This window comes from Streptomyces sp. NPDC001222 (assembly GCF_042896945.1).
GTDB lineage: Bacteria > Actinomycetota > Actinomycetes > Streptomycetales > Streptomycetaceae > Streptomyces > Streptomyces gibsoniae.
Genome location: NZ_JBIAXT010000019.1, coordinates 154297 through 166418, shown reverse-complemented (window position 1 = coordinate 166418; position 12122 = coordinate 154297). Strand labels below are relative to the sequence as shown.

Below are 12122 nucleotides of genomic sequence, written 5' to 3'. Positions count from 1 at the left end.
CACTCCAAGCCTTCGACATCACCTTCGACGGCCGGCTCACCGCCGGACGCCGCTGAACGAAACCGACCGAGTTCCACCGTTCGCTACACAGACCCCGGGGCCCGAGATAGATCGATCAAGAGGGCGCTGGTCGAGGAAGTCCCACCAGTTCGCCCAGCCGTGGTCATACAGGGCCTACTCCGGGTCCTCGCGGACGATCCGGTCGTAGACGATGCCGTAACCGATGAGGTCGACGAGGTTGTCCCAGTGCTCCGGGGTGTGGCACAGGCGCGAGATCTTCAGAGCGACCATGCAGAGCACGGCCTTCTCCGGGGTCACCTCGGTGCCGAGGATCGCCAACCACATCGCCGCGGTGCGGGTGTAGTCGTCGCGGGGGTGGCCGTAGATGCGCTGATGGTCGCCCTCACGGGTGATGGCGGACGCCTCCTGCTCGACGGTGAGCGGCTTGGGCTTCTGGCCGCAGCAGGCGCAGTCGGGGCAGTGCTCGTGATCCGCCATCGTCCTCTTTCGCGGGGTCGTTGGTTTCGGGGAATCACGCCTCGGGGGCGGCGTCTCTCTTCTCGCTGATCGCCGGAACGAGGGGCTTGGGTTGCGGTTGAATGTCACGCATGACGACGGAGCAAACGGAGGACGGCGAGCCCTTCGTAGCCACGCGAGATGAGCCTGCGGATGGGGCCCATAGGATGGGCCTCAAGGAGGCCGTCGCAGAGGGGATGGCTCTGGGGCTGAAGTGGACTCGGTTCTTCTTGCCGCTTCCCTACGCCGATCAGCTGACCGATGGATTGCTTAAGCGGTTCGGTCCGGCGGGGGCGCCGCTTGAGGTTCGTGCGCAGCAGGTGAGCGAGGCGCTGGCAGATGCGGCGGAACTCCTGGATGAGTTGCAGGCCGAGGTCAAACTGCGCTCGGTGATCATCCAGAAACTCGCAGAGCAGACCGCAGATGCTGAGCGCCGCTCCGAGGATGCGGTGCGACGCGCTGCTCTGGACGAGGAAGAGGCCAAAGCGGTCGACGCCTACCTCGATCGGGCCTTGAGGACGCGCTTGGAGGAGTTGGAACGCAACGCCAGACGCCGCGAGATCGTACTCGGAACGGTGGTGGCACTGGTCGTCGGAGTTGCGTCGATCCTCGTCTCCCACTACCTGCTTGGCTTCTGAAGGCGTCTCCGCGACCGGGCTGGGATCGTCGTCGGCGAATTACGCCTCGGGGAAGTAGCCGGGCCAGCGCCTAGCTCCGTCCTCGCGGGCACGCTCGGCAGCGTCCGCCAGGGCCCGGTAGCCAGCGAGGGCGATGCCCAGCTCGGGGTCGCGCTTCTCGCCCTTGCGACGGCGGGCGTATCCGACGCCGGCGGATCCGCCGAGGTGGGGGATGCGGAGCTCGACGATGGTCTCCGTGCCGTTGGTGAGGTGGACGAGCTTGACGTCCATCGGCTCGCCGCGCAGTTCACTGGCGGCGGCGCGGTCGTACTGCTCGCCTCATTCGCTGGGCTCGGTGTGCTTCTTGCTCATGGCTCTCCGGGGGTCGTGAAGGTGGGACACTCCGTGCGTGATTGAGCTGAAGGTGTGCGATCAAGGCCACGTCATCTACCACCCGGAGGCACTGCACGAGGAAGCCATCCGCCTCAACAGCGAGCTGGCCTTCTATCAGCAGTGCGAGTGCGGGACGGTCTACCTGGTGGTGATCTGGGCGGGCGACCGGGCGCGGGTGATGGCGCAGGGCGGCGAGGAGCTTGTCGAGCGCCTGGAGGCGCAGGACTGGCCGGAGGGCGTCTACGAGGACGCCAACGGGACGATCTTCTTCCGCGTCGTCCCGGACTTCGGACTGATCGAGGCCGGCTTCATGTGATGGCTCCCGGATGTCAGAAGTCGCCCAACTCTCGCCCTTTCGGGGCGTCTTGTGCGAACCTGGAGCGACCCAGCCGGGTTACCCCTTGCAGTGGCGGCCGTCCTACGGCCGGTCCATTGAGCGGGGCCCGGTTGGGAGGTGATGAAAGTGGGCGAACAGAACACCCGCTGGAAGCGGCTCATCCGCGCCTTCGCCGGGCGCTTGAGCGTGGCGTTGGCGGCCAGGGCGATCTGGCAGTACGTGATTGAGCACTTCGATCACTAAAGGGGAGGCCCCTCCCGGCGGAGAGGCCTCTTCCCTGTTGACCGTCAACTCACGCTGGCGATGCGCACTAGTTGACGACGCTGCTTCCTGCCGGCCGACGGCTTCTACGAGTGGTAGCCAGGGGTGCCCCTATCTGTTTCGTCAAGCCGGGTGAGCATGGTCGGCCCGCCTCCCGCATGGGGACCCGCTCCCGCCCTCGTCCTCGTCCGTCGCGGCCGCGCTCGCCACGGGGCGGAACGCGACATCCGCGCGAGCAGGAACGGCGCCGCGAGGCCGCCCGTATCCCAGGGGAGGCCGAGCTGACTCGGGACGCCCAGCGCGCCGAACTGGCCGGCCGCTGGGGGCTGGACAGGTACGACCCGGACCGGCGTGCCGAGCCGGAGCAGCCCCGCCGCCGGGCATCATGCGAGCCGGAGCACGTCCACGACGCGCAGGTGGAGGATCGTCGCCGTCTCGACGTCCCAGGCCGAGGAAGCGCACCGGGCGGCCCTGGCCAAGGCCCGCGCCGAGAAGTGCCGTCGCCAGGCCAACGACCCCGGCTCCTCCTGCCGATGAGCCTGAAGGGCAAGTTCTACCTGCTCTTGATCATCATCGCGATTGGAGTGCTGATGGGCGTCGCGAACCCGCACCCCTCACTGAGATTTATCAGTCACGGACTTCACGGACCCACGTGTCACTGTACCTATCCCAGCAGATCACAACGGTCCGCCCTCGCGCATCGGGGACGGCCAGAGCTTCGAGGTCCGCGGCAGCGAGAGCTTCCAGCGCTTTGATCGGCAGGCCTGATGGAACGACGAAGCTTAGCCCGGCCTCGTCCTCATGGATAGTGATCGCGGGAAAGTCTCGGGCGTTCTGCCGTCGGCCCAACAGTGAGGCCACGCGGGTACGGGCCTCCTCAAAAGCCCGGCTACCGGCGGCTGTGGCGATGGATTGGATGAAAGGGACAAGGGCGGCTGTTGCCACCGCCACCAGGAGAGTGCTCTCGCCATCCGCTCCCGGCGGGACGCGGCGCATCGCCGCCTCATGATCGACATGAGCAAAGAGCGGATGCCCCAGGACTTCACTCCAGCCTGTCTGGTAGACCGCTGCGTACAGGCGCAGCAGGTCGTCCAGACCATCCTGGGCGGTGTTGTCGGCGCGAATCTCATCCAGCCTTCTGGTCAGTGTGGCCCTGTCGATCCAGAAGCGACGGCGATATAACTCTTCGATGAGAACATCCGGGCCAGCCTGCGCCATAAGTCCCTCCCGCTCCGTAACGGCCAGTCACAAGGATTGTCCTACCTGACTTACCGCCAGCGCAGAGGTTCGCGAGGGCGCATCACACGCCAGTCTGGGATCTCCATCAGGTACGCGCAGCGTTCCAGCAGGTCAGCGAATTACGTCGGTTCCCACTGATCATTTCCCTGCACCTCCCCGCCGGTCCTGGTTCGGCACGTCCGACCGCGAGGGGCGCGGGGGGACGGGACACGCGGCGCCCGGCTGAGGCGGCGTATTCGCCCAGGTGCACCGGGTCGCTGTGATCGGTCACGAAGTAGGGCCCGACCTGCACCGGCACGGAAAGTCCGGCAAGCTCCGGCCCGAAGTTCCGAACGTGTCCGTCGTCAGTCACCGATTCCGCGCTCTCTCACTCGAAGTGATGTTCCGGGTCCACAATGTAGGTGAGGACTTCGAACCAACAGGAATCCGGGTTCTCCAGAGCGGCCGGATCCACGGAACTCATCTCTTCCTGGATGCGCAGGCGCACAGCCTCAAGCTCTTCCTTTCCATGCGATTCCCAGTCATAGTTCGGACTCTCAGCCTTGAGGAGGTACAGGAAGTGAACAAATGACCGCAGCCCACTGTTCAGCAGATAGATTTCTTTGTCTTGAGGCAGACAGTAGACCTTGCCGGTATCCGGGTCGAACGCGATATCGTCATAGGGGATCATTCCCAGACCGATCCAGCCGTCCACCCCCGGCGGGACCCGGTCAAAACGGTCGGAGAGTGCTCCGTCCCACTCCGCGACCCGCTCCAGTCGCTCGCCGATCCCGTCATCCAGGTCGAACCAGGGGTTCTCCCAGACCGGAATACCCAGCGTTCCCAGGACATCCCGGGCATCCGCGTCCGACACGGGCCCGAGAATGGTCTCCGGTGACCTGATCAGCTCGCCCGGGTCGAACACCGTCTCGAGCATGCCACGACTGAGGTTGCTACTCATTTATCCTAATCTCACCGAAAGTAGATAACTCACGAGATCTTATCTGCTCAGTTTCAGCTGGTCAAGATAGCTCTCCATGATGGCATTCCCGCGTTCTCTGGATGCCTTGTCGCCGTATTCGACGCTATGACTCACCTCGGTTCCCGGGAATCTCTCCGCCATCCATGAGCTGCAATTTGCCCCTGTACTACAGGGTTCTCGCTCCGTATAGAGATGGCGTATTCGGGCCGGTTCGCCCTCTCTCAAGAACGGTGTCCCGATCATCCGCTCGGAGTGCCGGCGCCCATTGCTCCGGGCCACGAGAATAAAGTCTCCGCTGCCGTCCGCGCTGCGCACCCGCGCGGCCGCGTAGTTGTTACTCGTGAACTCTCCGTCCTTGTTGTGAGTGCCGTAACTGCGATCCGCGTGGCGGGCCAGCTGGGTGGCCTGGGAGAGGTCGGTGCTGCCCAGCGGAACCTGCTGGGATGATGCCTTCGGCCGTGGATCAGTGCGCCCCTCGCTCTTGTCCTTCAGCTTGGCGTTCTGTTCACCTTTGACCGGACGTCCGATGGAGGTGCTGTCGAGCCCGAGCTTCGCCCGGTCCGCGTCCGTCAGGTCCGAGTGGGAGCGGTCAGAGTTCAGCCGGCGAATGCTTCCGTCGTCGGCCATGTGGTAGACCGGCGTCTCCTCGGTTCTGGGACGCTTGGCGATCCGCTCCAGCTCCGCCGCGTGCTTCGCATCGGTCTCGAGGTGGTTGTCCGCGACCCTCTTCAGCCGTTTCCCGGTGTCGTGATAGAGATCCTTGACGGCCTTGCCGGCGTCCTCTCCGATGGCTTTGCCGGTCTTCTCCGCGGCGTGCTCCAGGGCCTTGACGATCTGGTTGGTCACTCGAAGCTCACCCCCGCCAGCTTGGACTTGAACTCCTCGGCGTGCGCGGCCACCTTCTCCGCGTGACCGTGCATCAACTCCGCGCGGGCGTGCACCCCTTCGGGGTCAATGGAGAAACCCGTCCCCGCATCGCCGCCGCCGACACCCGCCGCCGACTCCGCCGCCTGGAACACCAGTCCGCTCACCGCCCGCCCGACCACCTCCACCAGCGGTTCCACGGCCGCCTCGATGACCTCGCCGATGATGTATTGCCCCAACTGTTGCTCAAGGTAGTCAACGGTCTTTTCCGCCGCCTCCACGATCAGCGCCTCAGCGGCCTCCGCAAGTCCGAGGGTGGCGACGGCGGCCGCCTGATCCGCCACGAACGATGCAGCCAAGACCACGAGTTCCGCAATGGCGGCCTCCTTCATGCCCACGATGACGTCGGCAGCTATGTCCAGCGCGGTCGCTACGGTGTTGCAGGCGGTCAGCAACTCGGACATGTGGCTGTTCGACATCTGCCCCCACTTGGTGAGCAGCGCGTCGTAGGAGGGGCCCTGGTACACGTCAGCCATCTTCTTGATGGTGGCCGTGGAGTCCTGGTGGGTCTCGTCCACTTTCCTGGCGAAGTCGCGTATGTGCTCGGCGAACTCCCGCACCTTGTCCTCGTTCACGTTCGGCCAGTTGATACCGATGAACTGAAGTAACGAGACGACTTCTTCAGGTAGTTCAAGGGCCAACGTTCTACTCCCCGTCAAGTCGGCCATGACTCAACCAGGTTCGCGCGGATGTGTTCGTTCGACACCACGGTAGGGCAAAGATTCGACAATGAAACGCACGCGCTGCCCGTGTAACCAGCGGTGTATCAGGCTGAGGAAGGGCGCCGGCGCTGCGGTGGGTCAGGTGTCGCCGTCCGCGTCTGCGAGACGATTTCTGAGTTGTCCACGTTCACCTGCCCCGTCTCTTGCCCTCGCCGAACGCACCCCTGAGACGTCATCCAAGCGCGGCTCGTACACGTCGCCATGCTGTCCGGCATCCCTGGAGGTGGCGTGGTCTCACCCATCACTCCACAGGCGCGCGGCGTTGAGGCTAAGGGCGTAGGAGCCTTGGCTGCCCCCGATCGTGAGGCAGAGCCAGGAATCAGAAAGGGCTGGATGATCCGGGACAGCTTGTGCAGTGGTGCAGGCGAGAGAGGAGCACGGGAGGAGGAGCGGGAGGGTACGAACCTTGCCCGAAGGGAGGTGCCACAGGTGGAGTGAGGCGTCGTTCCAGGCGACGGCGAGGAGAGGGCCGACGGAAGTCTGCTGGGTGGTGATGGAAGTGGCCAGGGCGGGTCGCTGCTCGAGAGGGCGGGGCATGGGGTCTGCGGAGGTTTTCCAGAGTCGGACGGTGCCGTCCAAGGCCGTGCTCATCACCAGCGTTTGCCTTTCGCCGGGAAGGACCAGGCACGTGACGGCAGTGATGGGAGCGGTGTGCAGGGCACGTGAGAGGGGGGCAGCCTCAGGAGTCTCCAGGTCCCATACGTGGACGCTTCCCTGCTCGTCGCCGATGACGACGACCCTGCCGCAAGGGCTGTGTCCGAGGGCGCTGGGCTGCAGATCGGGGTGTCCGAGACTTGCCTGACCGTGGTGGGTCGCAATGAGGCCGAGGACACCTCCTGGCTCTTCGCCCGTGTGGTGGAGTGCGCCGTTGTCACTGAGCAGAAGTGCGCCGTGCTCAGCGCAAGCGGCCATGCCGTCGAGGCGGGGCATACCGGCTGCGGTCTGCGGGATGGGGACGCCGTGCCGTCCGGTGGCAGCCTCCATCTCGAATAGGTTTCCCAAAGGATCAGCGGCCAGCAACGTTCCCGGCTTGCCGGAAACGGCTGTCAAGGCGCTCACGGCCGTGTCCTGCCGGGCCCAGGTAGCCACGTAGGCGTGGTCTGCGAGGAGGGTTTGCAGGTAGCGGGCAAGGAGTGGACTGGGTTCCAGAGCAGCTGTGTGGAGTATGGCCGCCCGCTCGGAGGTCTGGTACTCGATGTCCGAGAGGTGGGGCGCGGCCAGCCTCCATGTCTGTCGAAGGCCTCGTGGGGCGGGGATCCGCTCGTCGGCCAGGCATGCGGCGATGGAAACGGTCGACCCGTGGAGCAGGAATCCGGGGTCGCTGACGAGCGCCGCAATGGCGGGCGCAGGGTCGGGTGCGGCAAACGCCCGGTCCAGGGCATGTTCACGGACGGACTCGGAAGCCTCATCCCAGCGCACGCGACCGTCAGGAGTACGTGGAAGTGGAGAGTCGTCTTCCGTGGTCGGAGCCTCACCGGCGTCCGCGAAGGGCTTATCTCCGACGTCGATAGTCGTGACGAGCCCGACGCCTGCCAGGCTGTCGAGTAAGTCTGTGTCGCCGACCTCAACGACGGCGCGGGTCTGCGGCAGAGCCAGAAGAGGGGCAAGAAGGTCACGGACGAGGGTCGCTGGGGCGGCCGCCGGGCGGTCGGCCGGTCCACGGCCGGATCGGTGCAGATCCACCACTAGCAGGAACAGCGGCCTTTGGTCCACGGCCAGCCGCTCCAGCAGCCGCTCGGGCGGGAGAGGCCCGTAGCCGAGTTGGCGTCCGAGTTCCCAGGCGACAGCGTCTGTGAAGAGTCCCTCGGCCAGGACCGTCGCGTGGACAGTGGTCGATGGATGGCTGGCGGAGCCGGCGAGGAACCAGGCCAGCAACTGGCTTTTGCCGCTGCCTCGTGCGCCGCGGACGAGGCAGAGCTTGGACTTCTTCAGCGGGTCGGAGGCCGCCCATTCGAGCAGGGTCGATGCGTGGGTGGCGGTGAGCCCGTCGAGGGGCGGCCATTGCGTGATGTCCGGACCCGCGGGCGCCGCGGAGAGGCTCACTGTTCCACCGCCGTGCCGTCACCTGTAGTGCCGGCGTTCTCGCGCATCAGGCGGATGCCCTCCGCGCGGGAGTCGGCCGACTCCCCGTAGGGGAAGGTGTGCGTCATCTCTGCGTGCGGGAAGACCTCGGCCAGCCACATAGAGCAGTAGTGGCCTGGCATGAAGCAGGGCTGCAGGTCGGTGTGGATGCGCAGGACCTGCTCCGGACGGACGCCGGCGGCGTGCAGCCTGTCCCACAACCGCTCTTCGGGGTGGGCGGCGATCGCGCCGGCCTGGGTGACGATCCGCTTGCCGTGCTCGGCGTCGACATACTCGAAGGCTGCGTAATTCTCCGCGCTTGCGGTGTCGCGGATGTCGTCCAGGACCCGGGGCCACCAGTCCTCTCGGTCGCCGAAAGCCGACGGGTCACAGGCGTGCAGGCGTTCCCGAAGGGTCTCGAACGCTGAGGAAGCCACGGCAGGTTGGTCGGTAGTGACGATGGCGCGCAGGGCGTCAGCCAGTTCCACGAGACTGGAGGCGAAGGCCTCCGGGGAGGAGCTCACGAACCGCCGCTCCTCGTCGTAGTCCAACAGCACCGCCCACACGGCGCCACGCGGGTCGGCGCACAGTTCGAAACCGCCGTCGCTGCCCAGCCGCGCCCAGGAAACGCACTCTTCGCGGGCAACACGGCGCCCGGCCGCGGCGGCGTACACGCCCAGCGCCACTGGGTCGCGATCGAGAGTGGTGAAATACGGGCCGACCTTGCGCGGTACCGAGATCCCGGCAAGGCGGTGCACGGGGGACTCACCGGACTCGTGGTCGCCAGCCGCACCGAAGGTCCGGAATGTGGGTTCGTCGATCACCAGAGGTGCTCCTTGGGCTCCGTTCCACGCTGCGGTCTTGCGCGCCGCGGACTTGTCGATGTGACCGTCAGTATTGCTCCAACTCGGAGTCCTCATCGAACCAGAGGGTCAGAAGTAGCTCAACGCGGGCCGGGGCCGACGGACCTCATCGTCGCCTACACACGTTCAACGTCCCTTCCTGGCGATCCTTCGCAGGTTCGCCACCTACGCGGCCCACATCATCCCCTGCCCCGCCAACCCCGGCGGTCGGATAGTGACTCCCTGGGGCGGCCACCGGCCACGGCCTGTCCGGGGTTCGAGGTGTCCGGCGCCGGACCTTCGGACGCGCGGCGAACGCACTCTCAGCCTGGGTGCATGCGTGGACTCACCGTCGAGGCCTCGTCGCCCAGGCCAGCGCATTCAGGTTGGACAACGCTCTATGCGGGTCAGAACCGGGAGACGGGTTGGTTCCACCGCACGTTCCGACCCTGGGTCCTGGTTGTGATCAGGGCTTGGGTGGCCGGCTCGGGCTCCAGGCCGAGGTCGGCGAGGTGCCGCTCGAGGCGTGTGTAGGTATGCCGGGCGGCATCGTGGCGGCCTGCAGTCTGGAAGAGGCGGATGGCGTGCTGGGCGAGCCGTTCGTGGTCAGGGTGCAGGGCGGCGAGGTGTTCCAGGAGCTCGAGGGCTTCTTCTCGTTCCCTCTCTGTGGCGTCGGCTCGTTCGGCATGGCGGGCCAGACGCAGGGCGGCGTCGTTGGCCTGGGTGGCGAGGTGCTCGCGGACGGTATCGGCCCATAGGTAGTCGCTTCCTTGAGCGAAGGGTCCGCGGTAGTGAGCCAGGGCCTCGCGTACGGCGGATAGAGCAGCGTTTTGTGTCACTTCCGTACGGGAGGTTGCAAAGGCGTCTTTCAGGCAGCGGGTGAAGTCGGCGAGGTCGGTTTCGACGAGGTCGGGGTGGAGCTTGTGGAGTTCTCCTTGGAGGAGGATGAATTCTTGCGCTGTGATTCCGGTGGCGGCGCGTAGGGCGCGGCGTACGGCGCGGCGCAGGTTTTTCAGTGCGTTTTGGTCGCTGCCGGGAGCGAGGTGGAGTTTGTCGGCGATGTCGGAGGCGAGGAGGCCGGCGGGGTGCGCGGCGAGCAGAGCGAGGAATTCGTGGACTTCGCTGCGCAGGTTGGTGCCGATGGGGTCGAGGTTGCCGCGGGCGTAGAGGGTGATGGGCCCCAGCACGTGGAGCCGTACGGGCTTGTTCTGCGTCGGGCGTGAGGTCTGCACCGGGTGCTGCGGAGCGGGCGGGTCATCGGGTACGGGCTCCACGGGCGGATCGGGGTGCCTGCTGTTGGCCGGCTGGCTGGGGACGGGGAGGATCCGCAGGCGGGGGCGCTGGCCGTGGGCGGTGAGCAGGACGTCGGTCATGTCCCGTCCGGCCTCAGGCGTGAGGTGGAACAGCCGGAGCGCACTGGCGCCTTGGCCGGGGGTGGCGGTGCCGTCGGCGGCGATGTGCCAGCGTGCGGCGCCGGGCAGGGCAGCGCCCAGGGTGAGGACGATCAGCGTTTCTGGGCGGCTTCGGGTGGCCAGTGCCTGCAGTTGTCCGGTGTGGGCGGCGTCCGGCACGGCCAGCAGCAGGAGGGTGCCCGGACCGGTCTGCCCAGCGGGGTCGGTGTTGGTCGGCCCGGTGGCTGGCGGCGCGGTGTCGTGTTCGTCCTGGGTGCGGGCGTGGGCGATGAGGTGCTGCTCGGCGGCTTGGATGGCGTGGGCGAGATCGGCGCTCTGGGTCAGGCCTGTGAAATGGGCGGGCAGGCCGGGGATCAGCGTGTCGGCCAGGTCTTCGGGGACGATCGCCGTGATGTGCGGGGGCTTGGGGCGCTGGCGTTCGGCGGCGGTGAGGATGCCGACCAGCAGGGCACGGGCTGCGCCTTCTGCGCCGGGACCGGTCCAGGCGCAGCCTGCGGGCGTGGCGACCTCGTCGAGCAGGACTTCGGCGTCGTCTTGGACGCCGATGGTGACCGCGTGCGAGGGCTGGGGTGGTCGGGGCGGGGTGCGGCGGGTGATCAGAGCGTCGGGATCCTGTGGCTGGCGGGGTCGGGTGGCCGCCTGGGCTGCTTGGGCGGCCTTGTCTACCAGTGGGCTCAGGGCTGGTGCTGCTGCCTCCCGGTCGGGCTCTTGCAGGCGACGTTGGTGCCAGTACCAGTAGCGGCGTGCGGCCAGCAGGCCGGCCGCCGCGGTGATGCCGATCAGGCTTGCCGCGCCAAGGTTGATCGCCGCCGGGCCCGTCTTTGTGACCGCTTTCGGAGCGGTGGCCTGGCTCGGCCGCCTGGTCTCCTCAGGAGCGTGTGCGTCTGTCTGTGGGCGGCCGACGTCGGTCTGTTGATGGGAGTTTGCCGGCGTTGGCGGAGTTTCGCTGGGGCTCGTTGGCGTTGTGTCCGGTGCCGGATTCGGTGGGGCGGGGGCGGGTGGCGGCGGTGTGGTGGCTTGGGTGACGGGGAGAGTCAGTTGCCAGCCGGGGCGGATGAGGTCCGGGTCGGTGAGTCGCGTGCCGTCGCTTTGGACGCGGTCCTTGTTGAGCGCGTAGATGCGCGGCCAGTTGATCCCGTCGCCCAAGTGTTGGTGCGCGATGTCCCAGAGGGTGTCGCCCTCGATGACGGTGTAGTCGATGTGTCGGACTTCCTGCGTCTGTCCATGCGGCGTGGCAGGTGCCTGATTGTGCTCGCCAGCCATGGCTTGAGCGGGGACTGTGGCGGCTGCGACGGGACGGGCGGACGGCGTGGCCGAGTCGGGAGTGAGAGGGGCTGTCGCCCTGATGTGCGCCCGTAGCCCGCCCGCGGCGGGGAGCTGCTGGGCGCCGGCCAGCTGGGGGCGGCACAGTCCGATTAGGGCAAGGACGAGGGTGCCGATGCACAGCGCGGCCAGCGAGCCCTTCATGGACAGGGTGGCCACGTGCTCGTGGTGCGCGTGGCGGTTGCGGATCAGTTGCGGGAGGTGGGTGGTGTACCAGATGGTCTCGCGGACCACGGTGAAGGCGAAGGCGGCCCAGCACACCCAGCCCACCACGGCGAGCAGGTCGATCATCAAGGGATCACTGACCGGCTGTGAGAGCCGTTGGGCGAACTCGTCGAGGGAGGAGACGTGGTCGGGCCAGGGGACGCCGGCGGCCCGGCACAGCACATACGGCATCCCGGCCAGCAGGGCGAGCGTGAGGGCCAGGGTGCCGGCGGCCGTGGCGGCCGCGGTCAGGCGCTGGCACCAGTGGGGAGGATGGGTCATCGCCGCTTCCGCTCTCCTCGGCCAAGGG

The 12122-nt window shown here is 67.0% G+C and carries 11 protein-coding genes; 2 read left to right on the top strand and 9 right to left on the bottom strand.

All coding sequences use genetic code 11. From position 1 onward, the window contains the following. Window positions 1-174 precede the first annotated feature (174 nt). Window positions 175-498 carry a DUF6378 domain-containing protein gene (locus ACFY2Z_RS24825; protein ID WP_390746297.1) on the bottom strand — a complete coding sequence of 108 codons (324 nt, stop codon included), beginning with the start codon at window positions 496-498 and terminating at the stop codon, window positions 175-177. Between the two features lie 110 nt (window positions 499-608). Between ACFY2Z_RS24825 and ACFY2Z_RS24820 the strand changes: the two genes are divergently transcribed. Next, window positions 609-1154, top strand: a complete 546-nt coding sequence (locus tag ACFY2Z_RS24820) for a hypothetical protein (protein ID WP_390746296.1) — start codon at window positions 609-611, stop codon at window positions 1152-1154. Between the two features lie 39 nt (window positions 1155-1193). Here the strand turns inward: ACFY2Z_RS24820 and ACFY2Z_RS24815 are convergent, their stop codons facing one another. After that, on the bottom strand, window positions 1194-1424 hold the full coding sequence (locus tag ACFY2Z_RS24815) for a hypothetical protein (protein WP_390746295.1): 231 nt from the start codon (window positions 1422-1424) through the stop codon (window positions 1194-1196). A 118-nt stretch (window positions 1425-1542) separates the two neighbouring features. Here ACFY2Z_RS24815 and ACFY2Z_RS24810 point away from each other — a divergent pair, with 118 nt between their 5' ends. After that, entirely contained in the window at window positions 1543-1842 is a 300-nt protein-coding gene (locus ACFY2Z_RS24810) for a hypothetical protein (protein WP_390746294.1), read from the top strand. Window positions 1843-2751: 909 nt separating this feature from the next. Here ACFY2Z_RS24810 and ACFY2Z_RS24805 read toward each other — a convergent pair. From ACFY2Z_RS24805 to ACFY2Z_RS24775, 7 genes are all read right to left on the bottom strand, one after another. Beyond that, the gene (locus ACFY2Z_RS24805; RefSeq protein WP_390746293.1) at window positions 2752-3342 is read right to left on the bottom strand and encodes a hypothetical protein; all 591 of its coding nucleotides are present in this window, start codon (window positions 3340-3342) and stop codon (window positions 2752-2754) included. Window positions 3343-3730: 388 nt separating this feature from the next. Further along, entirely contained in the window at window positions 3731-4303 is a 573-nt protein-coding gene (locus tag ACFY2Z_RS24800) for an SUKH-4 family immunity protein (protein WP_390746292.1), read from the bottom strand. Window positions 4304-4342: 39 nt separating this feature from the next. Then, a complete protein-coding gene (locus tag ACFY2Z_RS24795; protein ID WP_390746291.1) occupies window positions 4343-5170 on the bottom strand; it encodes a nucleic acid/nucleotide deaminase domain-containing protein in 828 nt (275 codons plus the stop codon). Further along, window positions 5167-5916, bottom strand: a complete 750-nt coding sequence (locus ACFY2Z_RS24790) for a hypothetical protein (RefSeq protein ID WP_390746290.1) — start codon at window positions 5914-5916, stop codon at window positions 5167-5169. Before ACFY2Z_RS24790 ends, ACFY2Z_RS24795 begins: the two co-directional genes overlap by 4 nt. A gap of 288 nt (window positions 5917-6204) precedes the next feature. Then, complete coding sequence (locus ACFY2Z_RS24785; RefSeq protein WP_390746289.1) at window positions 6205-8013, bottom strand: hypothetical protein; 1809 nt, start codon at window positions 8011-8013, stop codon at window positions 6205-6207. Continuing rightward, window positions 8010-8855 carry a nucleic acid/nucleotide deaminase domain-containing protein gene (locus ACFY2Z_RS24780; protein ID WP_390746288.1) on the bottom strand — a complete coding sequence of 282 codons (846 nt, stop codon included), beginning with the start codon at window positions 8853-8855 and terminating at the stop codon, window positions 8010-8012. Before ACFY2Z_RS24780 ends, ACFY2Z_RS24785 begins: the two co-directional genes overlap by 4 nt. Window positions 8856-9280: 425 nt before the next feature. Then, window positions 9281-12094, bottom strand: coding sequence for a BTAD domain-containing putative transcriptional regulator (locus tag ACFY2Z_RS24775; protein ID WP_390746287.1), 2814 nt, complete (start codon window positions 12092-12094; stop codon window positions 9281-9283). Between the last annotated feature and the right edge of the window lie 28 nt (window positions 12095-12122).

What these genes read in the sequence shown, in the direction of transcription:
- ACFY2Z_RS24825 (WP_390746297.1), bottom strand. Translation starts at nt 498, where the DNA reads ATGGCGGATCACGAGCACTGCCCCGACTGCGCCTGCTGCGGCCAGAAG.
- ACFY2Z_RS24820 (WP_390746296.1), top strand. Translation starts at nt 609, where the DNA reads ATGACGACGGAGCAAACGGAGGACGGCGAGCCCTTCGTAGCCACGCGA.
- ACFY2Z_RS24815 (WP_390746295.1), bottom strand. Translation starts at nt 1,424, where the DNA reads ATGGACGTCAAGCTCGTCCACCTCACCAACGGCACGGAGACCATCGTC.
- ACFY2Z_RS24805 (WP_390746293.1), bottom strand. Translation starts at nt 3,342, where the DNA reads ATGGCGCAGGCTGGCCCGGATGTTCTCATCGAAGAGTTATATCGCCGT.
- ACFY2Z_RS24800 (WP_390746292.1), bottom strand. Translation starts at nt 4,303, where the DNA reads ATGAGTAGCAACCTCAGTCGTGGCATGCTCGAGACGGTGTTCGACCCG.
- ACFY2Z_RS24790 (WP_390746290.1), bottom strand. Translation starts at nt 5,916, where the DNA reads ATGGCCGACTTGACGGGGAGTAGAACGTTGGCCCTTGAACTACCTGAA.
- ACFY2Z_RS24775 (WP_390746287.1), bottom strand. Translation starts at nt 12,094, where the DNA reads ATGACCCATCCTCCCCACTGGTGCCAGCGCCTGACCGCGGCCGCCACG.